The organism is Hyphomonas sp. TMED31 (assembly GCF_002172815.1).
Taxonomy (GTDB): Bacteria; Pseudomonadota; Alphaproteobacteria; order Caulobacterales; family Hyphomonadaceae; genus Hyphomonas; species Hyphomonas atlantica.
Window position 1 is genome coordinate 1 of sequence record NZ_NHCK01000007.1, and the last position, 16,678, is coordinate 16,678.

13 protein-coding genes are annotated in these 16,678 nt (G+C 61.4%); 5 read left to right on the top strand and 8 right to left on the bottom strand.

Features of this window, described 5'->3' with window-relative positions; genetic code table 11:
- Positions 1-756 (bottom strand): anthranilate phosphoribosyltransferase (gene trpD / locus CBB91_RS00810; protein WP_273011123.1); only part of this gene is annotated, 756 nt, incomplete at its 3' end.
- A gap of 1,341 nt (positions 757-2,097) precedes the next feature.
- Between trpD and CBB91_RS00815 the strand changes: the two genes are divergently transcribed.
- Positions 2,098-2,574 carry a pyridoxamine 5'-phosphate oxidase family protein gene (locus CBB91_RS00815; protein ID WP_035553567.1) on the top strand — a complete coding sequence of 159 codons (477 nt, stop codon included), beginning with the start codon at positions 2,098-2,100 and terminating at the stop codon, positions 2,572-2,574.
- Here CBB91_RS00815 and CBB91_RS00820 read toward each other — a convergent pair.
- The 3 genes from CBB91_RS00820 to CBB91_RS00830 all read right to left on the bottom strand — a co-directional run bounded on the left by CBB91_RS00820 (position 2,571) and on the right by CBB91_RS00830 (position 6,483).
- Complete coding sequence (locus tag CBB91_RS00820) at positions 2,571-3,149, bottom strand: aminodeoxychorismate/anthranilate synthase component II (protein ID WP_273011124.1); 579 nt, start codon at positions 3,147-3,149, stop codon at positions 2,571-2,573. The genes CBB91_RS00815 and CBB91_RS00820 overlap by 4 nt on opposite strands.
- On the bottom strand, positions 3,146-4,573 hold the full coding sequence (gene trpE, locus CBB91_RS00825) for an anthranilate synthase component I (protein WP_273011126.1): 1,428 nt from the start codon (positions 4,571-4,573) through the stop codon (positions 3,146-3,148). Before trpE ends, CBB91_RS00820 begins: the two co-directional genes overlap by 4 nt.
- Positions 4,570-6,483: a SurA N-terminal domain-containing protein gene (locus tag CBB91_RS00830; RefSeq protein WP_345906694.1), complete on the bottom strand. Its 1,914-nt coding sequence runs from the start codon at positions 6,481-6,483 to the stop codon at positions 4,570-4,572. The genes trpE and CBB91_RS00830 overlap by 4 nt, the downstream gene beginning before the upstream one ends.
- An 85-nt stretch (positions 6,484-6,568) precedes the next feature.
- On the opposite strand from CBB91_RS00830, the gene tpiA reads away from it, so the two are divergent.
- From tpiA to CBB91_RS00845, 3 genes are all read left to right on the top strand, one after another.
- On the top strand, positions 6,569-7,318 hold the full coding sequence (gene tpiA, locus CBB91_RS00835; RefSeq protein WP_273011130.1) for a triose-phosphate isomerase: 750 nt from the start codon (positions 6,569-6,571) through the stop codon (positions 7,316-7,318).
- Between the two features lie 83 nt (positions 7,319-7,401).
- Positions 7,402-7,866, top strand: coding sequence for a preprotein translocase subunit SecG (secG, locus tag CBB91_RS00840; protein ID WP_273011133.1), 465 nt, complete (start codon positions 7,402-7,404; stop codon positions 7,864-7,866).
- Between the two features lie 63 nt (positions 7,867-7,929).
- On the top strand, positions 7,930-9,567 hold the full coding sequence (locus tag CBB91_RS00845) for a CTP synthase (RefSeq protein WP_273011136.1): 1,638 nt from the start codon (positions 7,930-7,932) through the stop codon (positions 9,565-9,567).
- 973 nt (positions 9,568-10,540) lie between these two features.
- On the opposite strand, the gene CBB91_RS00850 is transcribed toward CBB91_RS00845, so the two are convergent.
- The 4 genes from CBB91_RS00850 to CBB91_RS00865 are packed head-to-tail and all read right to left on the bottom strand — an operon-like array spanning position 10,541 to position 15,364.
- Positions 10,541-11,764 (bottom strand): cyclopropane-fatty-acyl-phospholipid synthase family protein, encoded by a 1,224-nt coding sequence (locus CBB91_RS00850; protein WP_273011139.1) that lies wholly within the window; start codon positions 11,762-11,764, stop codon positions 10,541-10,543.
- Positions 11,761-12,582, bottom strand: coding sequence for a DUF1365 domain-containing protein (locus CBB91_RS00855; protein ID WP_273011142.1), 822 nt, complete (start codon positions 12,580-12,582; stop codon positions 11,761-11,763). Before CBB91_RS00855 ends, CBB91_RS00850 begins: the two co-directional genes overlap by 4 nt.
- A complete protein-coding gene (locus CBB91_RS00860) occupies positions 12,579-13,895 on the bottom strand; it encodes an FAD-dependent oxidoreductase (protein WP_273011145.1) in 1,317 nt (438 codons plus the stop codon). The genes CBB91_RS00855 and CBB91_RS00860 overlap by 4 nt, the downstream gene beginning before the upstream one ends.
- The gene (locus CBB91_RS00865; protein WP_288145199.1) at positions 13,892-15,364 is read right to left on the bottom strand and encodes a deoxyribodipyrimidine photo-lyase; all 1,473 of its coding nucleotides are present in this window, start codon (positions 15,362-15,364) and stop codon (positions 13,892-13,894) included. Before CBB91_RS00865 ends, CBB91_RS00860 begins: the two co-directional genes overlap by 4 nt.
- Before the next feature lie 142 nt (positions 15,365-15,506).
- Between CBB91_RS00865 and CBB91_RS00870 the strand changes: the two genes are divergently transcribed.
- On the top strand, positions 15,507-16,678 hold a 1,172-nt coding region (locus CBB91_RS00870; protein WP_273011147.1), incomplete at its 3' end, for a PfkB family carbohydrate kinase.

Genomic DNA, 16,678 nt, shown 5'->3' on the forward strand with positions numbered 1-16,678 from the left:
GGTCAGGTCGAACTCGCGCACGCCGTCAGGGGTGACTTCGCAGACCCTGGTGGTTCCCGCGATGGAGATTTCATCAATGCCGTCCATGCCATGAACGACCCAGGCGCGCTGGGTGCCGAGGCGCGCCAGCGTATCAGCCATCGGGCGCACCCATTCCGGCGCGAACACACCCAGCACCTGGTATTCCGCGCTGGCCGGATTGCTGAGAGGGCCAAGCAGGTTGAAGATGGTGCGAATGCCCAGCTTGGCGCGGACCGGAGCGACATGGCGCATGGCACTGTGATGGCTGCGCGCGAACATGAAGGCGACGCCGCAACCATTCAGGCAATCGAGGAAGGTCTCCTCATCCATGTCGAGGTTGACGCCCAGCGCCTCCAGCACGTCCGCAGAGCCGGTCTTCGGCGGCACCGACCGGTTGCCATGCTTGGCGACGCGCCCGCCCGCTGCGGCAATGACGATGGCGCTGGCGGTGGATGTGTTCAGGCTTTTCCATGGAAGACCACCCGTGCCGCACGTGTCCAGCACCGGACCTTCCACATGAACTTTCCGGGCATGCTGGCGCATGATGCGCGCGCCGGCAGCAAGTTCGTCAGCGGTTTCCCCGCGCACGGTAAGGCCCATCAGGAAGGCGCCAATTTCCTCTGGCGCAGCTTCGCCAGACAGCAATTTGTCGAAGGCGCCTTCCAGCGTTTCAGAGTCCAGCGGCTGGCGCCGGGCAATGGCCAGAAGGGCGGTGGTGAGACTGTCTTGGGACATGGCGGGAATTCCGGTTTCNCTTCGCGCCTGCATAGGGGCTTGGAGCCTGCCTGATCAAGCCCGTCAGTGACGCAGGCGCACAGATCGTCACAAAGCCTTCAGCCAGCCTACACGAAGACTTGATCGCGTTTTCTGGCGGATTGGGCTAGTCTCTCGCCACAGGGGAATTTCCAAGAGACCAGAAACCTGATGGAGGAGGACACCATGAAACCCAGATATTTGCTCGCCGGTGNAGCCGGTATTGCACTTCTCGCAGCGTGCCAGACGCCGCCTGCTGACGACATGACGGACGAGACAGTGGTNGAAGAGACGATCGAAGTCGAAACCGTGATGGACGCGGAAGAAGACGTGGAAGTGGAGGCTGCGGTTGAAGCCGAGATGGCCGAAGCCGCCGAAACGGTCGATGACGCGATGAACGTGTCCGACTCCGTTGCGCTCGCCGCGGCGTTGGCCATGCAGCCGGAAGAGGTGCAGGCTCGTTACGACGCGCGCAATCCCGGTGCGACGCTGGAGTTCTTTGGAATTGAACCCGGCATGACGGTGGTCGAGGCGCTGCCGGGCCGCGGATGGTANAGCAANATCCTGCTCCCGTATCTCGGGCCGGAGGGCAAGCTGATCGGCGCGCACTATCCNGATGAGATGTGGATNCGTATCCTGCCCGGCGCAGATGAGGAGCGCGTCGCCGGTATNCTGGCGCAGCTGGAAGGCTGGGTCGAAACCGCCGAGGGATGGGCCGGTGAGAANGGNGCGAAAGTCTATGACTACAAGCTGACGACGCTGCCGGANGACAAGGCGGAGAAGGCCGATGCGGCACTCTTTATCCGCGCGCTGCACAATCTGAACCGGACCGAGGAAGAACTTGGCACCTACACGGCGACGATTGCTGAAACCTATCGCATCCTGAAGCCGGGCGGCGTGGTCGGCGTGGTCCAGCACCGCGCGTCTGAAGATACGCCGGANGCCTGGGCCGANGGCAATGCCGGATACCTGAAGACGAGNTTTGTGGTCGACAGTTTCGAGGCGGCCGGGTTCGTTCTCGAAGAGTCGAGCGAGATCAATAGCAATCCGGCAGATGATGCGGGCGAGGGCGACATTGTCTGGCGTCTCGCGCCAAGCTTCGCCACGACCGAGGAAGGCACGCCGGAGCGCGAGGCGATTGCGAAGATTGGCGAGTCCGACCGCATGACCCTGCGGTTCCGCAAGCCTGAATAGGCGTTGAATCCATCCGTATCGGGAGAGGGCCCTCAGGGGCCCTTTTCTTTTGGGGGGCTGCGTGGTCATGCGGAACCACGACAGCAGGCAGGCGTTGGACAGGAAACCCAAACATGGAGCTTTTCCCCAATGACCCAACTCGCTGACAAGGACATGACCGAAACTTTCTGGGACCGTCTGGAAGACTGTCGGACCGGCATGCTGGTCATCGAAGGCCGCGCGGTGCCGATGTCCCACTATGTCGATGAGAACAAGCGCGAGCTCTGGTTCATCACGGCGAAGGGAACCTACATGGCGGAAAACGCCAAGGGCGGGCAGGCACACTATGTTCTGTGCAATGACAAGGAAGGCCTCTATGCCAGCCTGTCAGGCCGCCTGACGCCTGAGATCAACAAGGAAAAGCTCGACGAATACTGGAGCTTCATTGCCGCCAGCTGGTACGAAGACGGCAAGCAGGATCCCGACGTTCTTCTGCTCAAGCTGTCGCTCGACTATGGTGAAGTCTGGACATCAAAAGGCGGCGCAAAGTTCTTCTACGAAGTTGCGAAAGCCAATCTGACCGACGACAAGCCGGACGTTGGCGAGCATTTCGAAGTGCGCTTCTAGAGCCGGTCCAGCCAGTTCTTCAGCAAGGCGTGGCCGTGTTCGGTGAGGATGCTTTCCGGATGGAACTGCACACCGTAGACGGGCCGCGTCNTGTGGTGGAGGGCCATGACTTCGCCATCCTCCGTGAACGCATCGGCGACCAGCACATCNGGCAGGTCTTCCGGCTTTACGGCGAGCGAGTGGTAGCGGACAACTTGATAGGTTTCCGGCAGGCCNTCGAACAGGTCTCCGCCCGTNTGGCGGATCTCNGACAATTTNCCNTGGCGGATTTCCCTGGCGGTGACCACTTCGCCGCCAAAGGCCTGGCCGATGGATTGATGACCAAGGCACACGCCCAGGATCGGCAGATCATCCGGGGCCTGCTCAATCAGGGCGACGCAGATACCTGCCTCATTCGGCGAGCACGGGCCCGGCGACAACAGCACGCCGTCTGCATCGCTGGCGAGCGCTTCTTCAACGGTCAGTTCGTCATTGCGGACAACGCGTGTCTCCGCGCCCAGCTCTTCCAGATAGTGGACGAGGTTCCAGGTGAAGCTGTCATAATTGTCGATGACGAGGATTTTCTTCCGGCTCATTGGTCGAACTCATAGGCTGCTGCCAGTTCGGCTGCNCGCTTCAGGGCGCCTGCCTTGTGGACCGTCTCATCATATTCGTANTGAGGNTTGGAATCGAGCACGACCCCNCCNCCNGCCTGNATGTGCAGCTGGCCATCCTTCAGCACAGCGGTTCGCAGCGCGATACAGGTGTCGAGATCGCCATTCCAGCCGAAATACCCCACGGCGCCGCCATAGATGCCGCGGCGATGGGATTCCATCTCGTTGATGATNTGCATGGCGCGGATCTTTGGNGCNCCGGAGACNGTCCCTGCCGGGAAGCCNGCGAACANNGCGTCGACACTGTCGAGCCCNTCNCGCAGNTCNCCTTCAACNTGGCTGACAATGTGCATCACGTGNGAATAGCGCTCGACNATGAATTGCTCCGTAACCGTCACACTTCCATAGGCGGCAACGCGGCCCACATCATTGCGGCCAAGATCCAGCAGCATCAGGTGTTCGGCGATCTCTTTCGGATCGGCCAGAAGGCTCGCGGCGCGGCGGGCGTCTTCTTCATCATTGCCACTGCGCGGACGGGTGCCGGCAATGGGGCGGATGGCGACGCGGCCATCACGCACGCGGACGAGGATTTCCGGGCTGGAGCCGACAAGACTGACCGTGCCGAGGTTCATGTGGAACATGAAGGCGGACGGGTTCAGACGGCGCAGGGCGCGATAATAGCTGATCGACTGGCGCGGGAAGGGCGCGGAGAAACGCTGGCTCGGCACCACCTGGAAGATGTCGCCTGCGCGTATGTACTCCTTGCAGCGATCCACGATCTCGAAATAGCGCTCTTTCGATGTGTTGGATTGCAGGTCGACCGGGGCCGGNTCCTGATCCTTNGGNGGCATCTGGGGCAAGCGCTCCAGTCGCGTTTCCACATCGTCCAGCAGGGCGTTGATCTCTGCCTCGTNGCCGCCTTCGACGCGGCCGATCAGCAGGATTTCCTGATAGATGTGATCAAANACNATGACGACGCGCGGGATGACCAGCAGCGCTTCNGGAACGTTCAGCATGTCCGGCTTGGTGATTTTCACCGGCTCGACATACTGGATCATGTCATAGCCAACATAGCCAAACGCGCCTGAGGCCATTGGCGGCAGGGCCTCATCGGCTTCNGCGCGGGCGTCACGGGCGAACGCTTTCAGCGCTTCGACCGGTCCAGCCTCCAGCGTGCGGGCATCCGAGAACTCCGCATCNCTGGCGATCTGGGCCTTGCCATCGAGGATGCGGAACCAGCGGTCCGGCTCCAGCCCGATGAAGGAATAGCGGCCAAGGCGTTCGCCGCCGGCAATGGANTCGAACAGGAAGCTGCCGGGCGTTTCCGCACCGAGCTTCAGCATGGCCGCAACCGGGGTCTCGATATCCCCGATCCGGCGCCGGACGATCAGCTGTGCAGTGCTCATTGTTCGGTCGAGATCGATGCCTTGTAGACGTTGAGGGCGCCCTGGTTCTTGCGAAGCTTCATGCTGGCAGAGATCTCGGCCTCGGTCGCCGCAATGAGGTCGCTCTGGAGTTCAGCAAGCAAATTGGAATTGGCCAGTGGGGCCAGTTCGGCCAGCTCGGCCTCGCTCGGCGGCGTGACCTCGGTCAGNTGCATCACCATGACCATGTCACCGGCCCGGCTTGGCAGGGTGAACACATCGCCTTCCTTGCCGTTGAAGATCTGGCCTAGGGCGGCGCTTGGCAGNCCCGCCTCGCCCGCATTCCGGCGNGTGACAGGGGCGAGCGGTGTTTCCACCACTTCNCCGGCTGCNCGGGCTTCGGCCTCCAGCGTGGTCTCGCCGGACTCTATCCGCTTGGTCAGGTCGTCGAGCGCGGANTGGACGCTGTTCTGCTGGCGCTGAGCCACGAGAACGGCGCGGACCTGATCGCTCAGCTCCTCGAATTCCGGCGTGTAGCTTTCGATGATCTCGCGCGGCGAGGTCAGATAGGTTGCTTCGCCAATGTCGAACCGGTTGCTGGTATCGCCGACACCGATCTGGAAGGATTGCTGGAAGGCTTCCCCCGCCTGCAGCAGGCCGTGCAGGGTGACACCGTCACGCGTGCGGCCAGACGTATCGACCGGAGCGTAGGTGATCAGCGGCACGCCGACATCTTCGGCAATCTGGCTGAGCGGGTATCCGGCACCGATNGCGCGGTCGAGCGCTTCCATCTTGTCGAAGAGCAGAACCGATGCGCGCTCGCGGGACAGCTGGTCGCGGATCTCGCCTTCAACCTGTTCCAGCGGGAAGACAGCGCCCGGCTGAACGGAGATGAGACGCGCTACCAACCATTGGTCACCGCGCTCGGCCGGGCCGAACAGGGCGCCGCTCTGGCGGCCAGCGCCAAACATGGCGTCGGCGAGCAAGGGATCGCTGACGCTTTCGCGGCGACCGGTCTTGGTCTCGCGGGAGGCGACGCCCTCAATGGATGCCGGGTCTGAGCCAGCGGCAAGCAGGCCGAATGCGGTGCGAGCAGCCTCGCGCGTATCAAACAGCAACTCGACATAGGTGCGGGTGTCCGGTTCCGAGAAGCGNTCGGACTTGCTGGCCTCATAGACCGTGGCAACTTCCTGATCGGTCACGGTGACTTCGGAGAGGAAGTCTTCAGCGGACATGCGCAGCACATCGATCATGCGGCGCTCNGGCTGTTTCANGGCTTCGAGGTTTTCATCGTAATAGGCGCGGACATCTTCTTCAGTCGGGGCGTCCGGCTCTGGCAGTGTATCGGTGTTCAGGATGAACCAGGCCACGTTGCGGGACTCGCCCAGATACCGGCCCTGAAGCGCCGCCAGCGTGTTGGCCGGATAGATCGCTGCGCCAGCAGCATCGCGCATCGCAGCCATCGTGAGATCGTCGGAGAGCTGCTGCTCGTAATCTGCCTGGCTGATCCGGTTCTGGTTCAGCACCAGACGGTAAGTGTCCAGATCCAGGGAACCNGTAAGGGGGTTCTTGAATGCGTCCGTGTTTCTCAATTCCTCGACCACAGCATCTGTGGACGGGCGGACCCCGATGGAGTCGGCATANCCNAGCAGNGTCAGCTTGGCGGCTTCCATGTTGAAGATCTGGTCGATGATGCCCTGTTCCACCAGGTCCGGCTTNGTCACCGGTTCTTCGGAATCGGCATTGATGTTCCGAACCACGCTCTCGACCCGCCGGTCAAAGGCCGCCGCGTCAAAGCCACGGCTGCCCGCCGCTGCCATGTTCGAGCCGAGGCCACCGCGAATCTGGGCGAACATCTGGTCCACACCCCAGAAAGCCATCCCCGCGATGATGATCATGACTACAATCTTGCCGACGAAGGAATTCATCAGGCTTTTCATCAGGGCTAGCATATCGGCAGCGTCTTTCTGGCAGGTTGAGGAGTGGTCCAGTGCTTGCTAGGCGACCCCGTTAGGTCTTTCAAGATAGGGATAGCTTATGACCAGAACACTTATCGCAGGTAATTGGAAGATGAATGGCCTGAAGGCCAGCCTGGGGGAAATCCGGGATGCCGCGGCAGGTGTCGGNAAGGGCAAGGCCGGAGTGGAGGCGCTTTTGTGTGTGCCAGCCACGCTTCTGACGGTTGCCGCGGAGGCCGCGCACGGATCTGAACTGAAAGTGGGTGGNGAGACCTGCCACNCCAATGAGAGCGGCGCGCATACGGGTGATATCTCTGCAGAGATGCTGGCGGACGCCGGGGCGAGCCACGTAATTGTCGGTCATTCCGAGCGCCGCACTGATCATGGCGAGACCAATGAGATCGTTGCNGCACANGCCGCTGCAGCCCTGCGCGCGGGCCTGACGCCGATCATCTGCATCGGTGAGAGCCTGGATCAGCGCAAGGCCGGTGAGACGCTGGACTTCGTGGCCAGCCAGATTGACGGCTCCATTCCAGAGGGCGCGAAGGCCGAGCAAATCGTGATCGCGTATGAGCCAATCTGGGCCATCGGCACAGGNGAAGTGGCCACGCCGGACCAGATCGACGAGGTCCATACCGCTATTCGNACANGTCTTGCCCAGCGATTCGGCGCGGACGGCGCAGACCAGATCCCGCTGCTCTATGGCGGCAGCATGAAGCCGGGTAACGCTGCTGAAATCCTTGAAGTAAAGGATGTAAATGGCGGTCTTATCGGGGGNGCAAGCTTGAAGGCGGACGACTTCCTCGCCATTTACGCTCAAGCAAAGTAACCAAAGACTGAACCCCAAGGCTTGGCTCCCGCGCGCAATGGCGATATGCGGGCGGCTTGAATTTTACTGGAAACGCACCAGCCATGCAGAACGTCATCCTCGTTGTCCACATCATTGCCTGTATCGTCATGACGGGCCTGGTCCTTCTTCAGAAGTCTGAAGGTGGCGGTCTCGGCATCGGCGGCGGCGGTGGCGGCGGCGCAGGATCGCTGCTGTCCGGGCGCGGCGCTGCAGGCGCGCTGGTGCGGTCCACGATCATGTTTGGCGGCATTTTCTTCCTGACCAGCCTGGGNCTGACCACGCTGGCGAACCGCAACAATGACACGCGCACCGAAGTCGAGCGCGCGCTGGGCGCGGATGAAGACGGTGCAAGCGGCCCGGTCGACCTGCTCGACCCAACGGCGCCGTTGCTGGAAGGACAGGANGGCCTGTCTGCCACGCCAGCGCCGGAAGCGGNTGAGCCGGGTGTTCTGATCGACCCGACGGCAGACGCCGCGCCNGAAGANACGGCNCCGGTTNCTGACGAGGAAACGGGNAATCCCCAATAATTGAGCGGTGCGGGTGTTTTCCCTGCGCCAAATCCAAACGAATCACGGCATCAGGGTGATCCCATGATCCGCTATATTTTCATTACAGGCGGCGTGGTGTCCTCCCTTGGCAAGGGTATCGCTTCCGCCGCACTCGGTGCGTTGCTTCAGGCGCGTGGCTACAAGGTCCGCCTGCGCAAGCTCGATCCGTATCTCAATGTCGATCCCGGCACGATGAGCCCTCGCCAGCATGGTGAGGTCTATGTCACCGATGANGGCGCAGAGACCGATCTGGACCTTGGCCATTATGAGCGCTTCACCGGCGTCTCGGCCCGCCAGTCGGACAACATCACGACGGGCCGCATCTACAAGCACATTATCGAGAAAGAGCGCCGCGGCGACTATCTCGGCGCGACCATTCAGGTGATTCCGCACGTCACGAACGAGATCAAGGATTTCGTCCTGTCCGATCCGGGCGAGGATGTGGAGTTCGTNNTGTGCGAAATCGGCGGAACGGTCGGCGATATTGAAGGCCTGCCATTCTTCGAGGCGATCCGNCAGCTTGGCCAGGAACTCGGGCCGGAGCGTGCCTGCTTCATCCATCTGACGCTGCTGCCATATATTCCGGCNGCNGGCGAGATGAAGACCAAGCCGACACAGCACTCGGTGAAGGAGCTGCGCTCCATTGGTATCCAGCCGCATATCCTGCTGTGCCGCTGTGACCGNCCGATCCCGGAAAACGAAAAAGGCAAGATTGCCAGCTTCTGTAATGTGCGCCTGTCCAGCGTGATCGAGGCCCGCGANGTGGGCCACATCTATGACGTGCCGGAATCCTATCATGCCGAAGGGCTGGACAAGGAAGTCCTTTCCCATTTCCGCATTGATGACGCGCCGNAGCCGGATCTGTCCGGCTGGCACCAGATTGCGCATACGACCCACCATCCGGATGGCAATGTCTGTATCGGCCTCGTCGGCAAATATACCGATGTGCCGGATGCCTATAAATCGGTTGCCGAAGCGCTGGCGCATGGCGGCCTTGCCAACAAGGTGAANGTCGACATTCGCCTGATCAATTCCGAAGAATTCGACGATGAGGCCCGGCCTCTGGACATTCTGGAAGGCGTGCATGGCATCATCCTGCCGGGTGGCTTTGGAGAGCGCGGCGCGCATGGCAAGATGCGGGCGGCAAGGTTTGCACGCGAACGCAAGGTGCCGTGTTTCGGCATTTGCTATGGCATGCAGATGTCCGTCATCGAGGCGGCGCGCAACATGGCCGGCATCGACGAGGCGAACACGACCGAGAATGATCCCGAGACCGATGCGCCGCTGGTCGGCCTGATGGAAGAGTGGACCAAGGGCAATGAGAAAGTCCTGCGCGACGCCAATACCGACAAGGGTGGCACGATGCGCCTCGGCGCCTATCCAGCGCGCCTGAAGCCGGGCAGCAAGGTCGCCGAGATCTATGGCACGCTCGACATCTCGGAGCGTCACCGCCATCGCTATGAGGTGAATGCGGGCTATATCGAAGCGCTTGAGAAGGCNGGCGGCCTGTTCTCCGGCCTGTCGCCGGATGGCAAGCTGCCGGAAATCTTCGAGATACCCGAGCATCCNTGGTTCATTGGCGTTCAGTACCACCCGGAACTGAAATCCCGCCCGTTCGAGCCACATCCGCTGTTTGCGAGCTTTATTGGCGCGGCGGTCAAGCAAAGCCGGCTGGTCTAGGGATTAGCCCTCTCCTGTCATCCGCCAGCGNCCTGATCGGGAGATGGGCCCCCAGATGAGCTGCGCTCATCGGGTGTGACGCGGCGAGACGACCAGCACAAGCATCCGGCGCGGAGAGTCTCCGGCCGGTGACAGGTTTTCATTTTCGTGCGTGTCAGGATGAATTGAAATAGGGCTGGACGGCCTGCGCTTCCGCCTCCAGTGCCCGGGCCGTCTGGCATTGCAGGAAGCTGAGCGGGCCGCGCCGGTAGAGGCGTTTGCCNATGGGTTTNAGCAAGGCNCGCGGCGCACCGAGGGCACGGCGGAGCTTGCGGATGTAGACGTCTCGATGGTCGAGCGCGTGGTCCANGGCGGCCAGCCGNCGCACGAGTGCGCGAGCCGGCAGGATGTCATCAGAGTGCNCATCATATTCGTGAATGTCTGGCGTATCATCTCCATCNAGGAANCGGATGCGCGGACCGGTGCGGAAGGTCTTGGGTGGGGGTGACGCGTCCTTGCGGCCTGAGCCGGCTTCGAACAATCGGAATGTCGGAGGTGTCGGCGAGCGGGCGACGGCATTGCCGGGCCCGGATTTCCTTTTGGGTGACGGCATGATGGGGGCCGGTGCGGGCAGGGCGCCGAGCTCTGCCGCGCTGAGATAGAGACATCGGCGCAGCGCCGGTTCAGCCTGGGCCAGAAAGCTGGACAGGCTGCTGAGGACATGCCGGGGCAAGAAAGGCGTACACGGCGCAATGCCAAACCGCTCTCGCAGGGAGATCACGGCGAGGCTGAGCACGTTCAGCATCAGCCAGACCGCNGANCGNATTTCGGTGGGAGGGGTGTAGCGCAAATCCGACATGCGAGCAGGATGCGCGGCGGATTTACCTGTCGGATTCGGATNTGGTGGGGTGTTGTTTTAATTGAAGTTTCGGGNAGGTTTGTGGGGCNTTANGGGGGCCGTCTCCCCGGCTTTCGCCGGAGAGGCGGAGCGAACCTAAGCCTTTGACACCTGGAACTGGCCGACATTGATGCGGCCATCGGTGAAGCCCGCTTCGCAGTAGGACAGGTAGAAATTCCACATGCGTCGGAAAGGCTCGTCGAAATCCAATTTCGAGATCGTGTCCCAATTGGCGTTNAAATCACGCGCCCACTCACGGCAGGTNCGGGCATAATCCTGGCCGAAATAGGTGACGCCATCATGGCGCAGGCCCGCAGACTGGAACTGGTCTTTCAGCGCTGTCTCGCTGGGCAACATGCCGCCCGGAAAAATGTGACGTTGGATGAAGTCCACCCGTTTGCGGTATCTGGGGAAGAGATGGTCATCAATCGTGATGATCTGCAGCGCCGCCTTGCCGCCCTGTTTCAGGCTCTCGAAGATTTTTGCAAAATAGCTGGGCCAGTACGATTCCCCGACCGCTTCGAACATCTCGATGGAAGCGACGCCATCATAGGAACCTTTGTGATCCCGGTAGTCTTCCAGCCGGATCTCGACGCGCTCGTTNAGGCCNTGCTTCTGCATCCGTTGCATGGCGAAGTCGCGCTGTGAGGGCGAAATGGTCAGNCAGGTGACTTTCGAGCCGCGATGCTTGGCGGCGTATTCGGCAAAGCCGCCCCAGCCGCACCCAATTTCNAGAATTTCCGAAGACGGCCCGGCACTGATCCGGTCACAGATGTTGCTGTATTTGTTGTGCTGGCCCTGTTCGAGGCTCATGTTCGGGCTATCGAAGATGGCCGAGGAATAGGTCATGCTGGGATCCAGCCAGAGGCTGTAGAAATCATTGCCCAGATCATAATGGGCCATGATGTTCTTCTTCGCGCCCTCGCGGGAGTTGCGATTGAAGATATGGCGAACCATATTGATCCAGCGAACAAGCGTTCCGCCTACGGCAAGCTTTCCGATATTGTCGAAATTGGCTGAGAAGAAGCGCAGCACGGCGGTCAGGTCCGGCGTGGACCAGTCGCCATCCATATACGCCTCGGCAAAGCCGACATCCCCGCCTGCCATTGCGCGTTTCACGAAGTCGTAATTGTGCACGATAATGGTCGCGTGCGGACCGGTTTTGTCATGTCGGTATTCCAGGACACGATCACCCGGCAGGACAAAGGATATGCTGCCACTCTGTGTGTTCAGCAGCGCGAAGGCGGCCAGACGAAAGCTTGCCGGAACATCCTTGAGGTTCCGAATGGTCTGGGCGCTGGCGTGTATGACCTCGGTCATGCGGCATCCCTCCGTTTCCCAGCATTACGTATCTGTAACGGCAAGGCAATGGTTGAGGTTGTTTCTGGCGGATTGGGTTTGCTGCGATAGCCTGCGCCGCGCAGCCAGATCTTCAAGGCCTGCCAGTGGATCCCGACGGTTACGCCAAGCGTGGAAAGTGGGTTTGTCACAGCGAGTTTGAGCAGGTTTGCGCGGGTCGCAGGCCGCTTGCGGGCCGTGATATTGGCCATGTGCAGGCAATTTCCGTCTTTCAGGCTTTCCACGACCACCCCCAATTTGTCTTCCGGCGAACGCAGGGTGAAGCGATAGGTTCCGGTCACGTCGAAGAATGGCGAGACGTGGAAGGATTTCGGCGCGCTGTGACGGTTGCGGCCGGCCTTTACGGCGGCGACATAGCTATGGCTTTCGCCGAAAGTGTTGTTCACTTCATAGATGATGCCGCGAAGGTCGCCATCCGGTCCGTAGCCATACCAGAGCGAGAGTGGCGCGAATTTGTAGAACAGGTGGCGCGGGAAGGTGACCAGCCGGATCGCGCCGCCATCAAGGCTGACACCTGCCTTGGCGAGTTCCGCCTCAGCCCAGGGACGCAAGGGCGCGCCTGCCTGCTTCGGCCCATGATCCTGTGTGCGAAAGGCAAACAGGCCCGGAGCGTTGACGCTGAACAGAGCAGAAGATGCGGCGGCCTCATCGAGACGGTCGATGTCCAGGTCGATCAGCACAAGTTTGTAGGCGAAGCGCCGCTCGAACGGGGTGTAGCGCACATGGACGGTCTGGCCGGTCCAGAGGCTCAGGGCTGGCTGGGCGGTCAGGTTCGTCACACAGATACCTCGGCAGCGACTTCCACAAGGCGAGGCTTGCGCATTGGCTGCACGATGTCCACGCCTTCCGGTGTCCACGGAACCGAACCGCCGAGCGAAAGCGCGGGCGACAGGCCGGATTTCAGGCCATCTTCGTGGAAGCCGCGCCCCATCCATGCCCCGGCGATCCAGAGGCCATCCTGCCCCTGAATGCGCTTCAGGCCACGCACGGCAGCCTCGGCGGCCGCGTCGAATTGCGGATGGTCGAACTCGTATTCGTGAAAGACCCGATCGTCCCGCGGCGGTGTATCCGGGTTCAGCGTGATGAATAGCGGGCGTTCATCCGGCAGGCCCTGAAGGCGGTTCATCCAATAGGTCAGGCAGATGTCTCCGCTGTCCTGCTTCAGCACGTTCCAGCTGGCCCATGCCGCCTTGCGGGCGGGCATCAGGGCAGGGTCGCGGTGCAGATAGATGCGGTTCGGGCGATAGCGAACGGAGCGGAGCAGGAAGGCCTGATCTTCGTAATGTTCCTGCGTCAGGCGCAGGGCCTGATCTGAATGCGTGGCGATGATGACTTCATCAAACACCTCGCGGCGACCATCCGACGTGACGAGGGCGGTCTGGTGACCGAAGGGGAAAAGACGCTCGACGCCCGTATCGAGGCGCATACGGTCGCCGAGCGTGTCCACAACGCGGCGGACATAGTGATCGCTGCCGCCGGACACGGTGCGCCATTTCGGGCGCTCCTTGTGCATCAGGCGGTGATTGTCGAAGAACTGGAAGAAGCTCATGGCGGGATAGTCGAGCATCTTGTCTTCACAGGTCGACCAGATCGCGGCGCCCATTGGCAAGATATAATTGACGCGGAAATCCTCGTCGAAGCCGTGCCGCTCCAGCCAGGCGCCGAGCGTTGTATCGGTGATGTGGCCGGCGGCGAGTTCCTCGCGGGCAATGTCGTTGAAGCGCAGGATGGTGCGCCAGAAGCGGTGGAAACGCGGGCTGAGCAGGTTGCGGCGCTGGGCGAAGATGCCGTTCAGGGTCGAGGCCCATTCCCAGCCATTCGGGTCGGACACGGAGAAACTCATATCCGACGCCTGCGTCTCGACGCCGAGCGCATCAAAGAAGCCGATCAGGTTGGGATAGTTCAGCGCATTGTAGACAATGAAGCCGAGATCGACCCGCGTTTCATGACCGTCATAGTCGAACGCATGCGTACATGCGTGCCCCCCGGCCCGGCCTGATTGTTCAAAAACTGTTACGTGTGCGGAATTGCGCAGCGCCCAGGCTGCGCCGAGACCCGATATGCCGGAACCGATGATGGCGATTTTCTTCATGAGGCGTCTCTTTTTTCTTTCAGCGTATCATAGGCGTCGAGGGCGCGCTGGCGCGCGGCAGAGTGGTCGACAATGGGTTTCGGATAGGTCTCGCCCAGCGTGATGCCGGCTTTCTTCAGCGTGGCCTTGTCGGCCTCCCACGGGGCGTGAAGGTATTTGTCGGGCAGGTCTTTCAGTTCCGGACAGAAGCGGCGCACATAGTCGCCGGATTCGTCAAACTTGGTTCCCTGGCTGATCGGGTTGAAGACACGGAAATAGGGCGCAGCGTCTGCGCCAGACCCCGCGGTCCATTGCCAGCTGGCGGAATTGTTCGCCGGATCGGCATCGACCAGCGTGTCCCAGAACCACTTTTCGCCTTCTTGCCACGGCAGAAGAAGATGCTTGGTCAGGAAGGACGCGACAATCATTCGTACCCGGTTGTGCATCCAGCCGGTCTGCCAGAGCTGGCGCATCCCGGCATCGACCATCGGATAGCCGGTCTGGCCTTTTTTCCATGCGTCCAGCGCAGTCTCGTCCGTGCGCCAGGGCATATGCTGGAAGGAGTCGTTGTAGTTCTCCGTCGCGAGGTCCGGATTGTAGTAGAGCAGCGTGTGGGAGAATTCGCGCCAACCCACTTCAGACAGGAAATGCATGCCATCCTTTTCGTGGATGTTGCCCGCTTCCATGCCGGCATGGACAGCGCGCCAGATCTGCAGCGGGCCGATTTCTCCGAAGCGGAGATGCGGGGACAGGCCGGATGTCGACCAGTCCANGTCAGGCCGNTNGCGNTTGTCNTTGTAGCCATTGATCGGCCCGTCGAGGAATTCCTCCAGCCGGGCGAGTGCGCCGTCCTCTCCGGGCGTCCAATCGTCGAAGCCGGTCGACCAGTCTGGCTTGGTTGGATGCAGGCCCCAATCGTCGAGAGACTCGCTGTCGACGTCCGGTCCGTTCAGCGTCTTGTGACGACCATACGTGTCGCGGGCATTGATGCACTGGCGTGCCTGTTTCCAATAGGGCGTAAAGACCTTGTAATAGCCGCCCGCATTNGTTTCGACCGCCCAGGGCTCGTTGAGCAGACGGCCNTTATAGCTGGTCACGTCGATGCCGCGTTCGGTGAGATCTTCCTTGATGCGGGCGTCCAGATCGCGCTCAGGCTTGTCGTAGCGACGGTTCCAGAACACCGCTTCCGCACCNGTGACGTTCAGNACAGCATCAAGGACTTCGTTGGATTTGCCAGAGCGCAGGGTCAACTGGGCGCCAGCGGCTTCTATGTCGCCCGCGAGCGTACGGAGGGATTTGTCGAGCCACCATTTCGATGCTCCGCCATGATGGCGCAGGCCGTCTGTTTCTTCATCATGGATGTAAAGCAGGATAAGCGGCCGATGCGATGCGACTGCAGCATGCAATGCAGGATTGTCCGATAAACGCAGATCTTCCCTGAACCAGACGATGGCGGGCGCAGATTGTGACACAAGACCTCCGGATTGCATGCGAGCGGTTCTGATNTGTTTACGCANGGGCGCGCAGATTGGATCACGCCGGAGTGAGCCTTAGCCTTCCGCCACCCTATATGGACNGGTATACCACTTAAAAACGGCTCAGAATCAAAACCCCCAAAGGGATTCATGAATTATGTCAGGTGCACATCTTCCCGGTCTCGTTCGCGCTGCAGCGGGCAAACGCATTGTCTGCGTCGGGGACGTCATGCTGGACCGGTTCATCTATGGCGGTGTGACGCGCATCTCTCCCGAGGCACCAGTGCCCATCATGCGTCGGACGCGGGAATCGGCCATGCCGGGCGGTGCGGGCAATGTGGCGCGAAATCTGGCGTCGCTGGGTCTTGCCGTGTCACTGATCGGTGTGGTCGGCGATGATGGCGAAGGCCGTGAGTTGGCCGCGCTGCTGGGCGATATTGATGGCGTGGAAGCGGACCTGATCGCCATGCGTGAGCGAGCCACGACGCTGAAGACGCGTTTTGTGGCGGGTGGCCAGCAATTGCTGCGCGTGGATGCCGAAGATACGAGCCCCATCGGCGCGGCGTCCGAGGCGGAATTGATCGCCTCCATCGCCGATGAAGCCAGCCGGGCCAGCGTCATCATCCTGTCAGACTATGCCAAGGGTGCCGTCACGGATGGTGTCATCGCCGCGGCGCTGGCAGCCGGGAAGACGTATGGCATTCCTGTGATCGCAGACCCGAAGGGGCGGGATTTCGCCCGGTATGGCGCGGTAGACCTGATCAAGCCGAATGCCAGCGAACTCTCAACCGCCATGCGGCTGCCCGTCGAGACCGATCAGGAGATCGAAGACGCGCTGACGGCGGCGCAGACGGCGCTGCCCGCGAAGTCGATTGTGGTCACGCGCGCCGCGAAGGGCATGTCCTATGCCGCAAATGGCGAGCCGATCGTGCATCTGAGCGGGCAGGCGCGGGAGGTTTATGATGTTTCCGGCGCAGGCGATACGAGTATTGCCGCACTGGCGCTTGGCCTTGCGGGGGGCGGCGACCTTGCCGATGCGGTGGCGCTGGCGATCGCGGCGTCCGGCATTGCAGTTGGCAAGGCCGGCACGGCGACGGTTTCGGCCAGTGAATTGCTCTCAGCCCTGCAATTGGGACTGCACAATGGAGGCGTCAGCTATCTTTCGGTTGAGGCCGCGACTTCGCAGATCGCCGCCTGGCGGGAAGCGGGCCTGACTGTGGGCTTCACCAATGGCTGTTTTGACATTCTTCACCCAGGGCATCTGCGGGTTCTGGAAGAGGCAAAGTCGCGCTGTGGGCGGCTCGTGGTGGGGCTGAACTCTGACGCGTC

Coding starts and splice junctions, on each gene's coding strand:
- CBB91_RS00815 (WP_035553567.1), top strand. CDS start 2,098: ATGACCCAACTCGCTGACAAGGACATGACCGAAACTTTCTGGGACCGT.
- CBB91_RS00860 (WP_273011145.1), bottom strand. CDS start 13,895: ATGAAGAAAATCGCCATCATCGGTTCCGGCATATCGGGTCTCGGCGCA.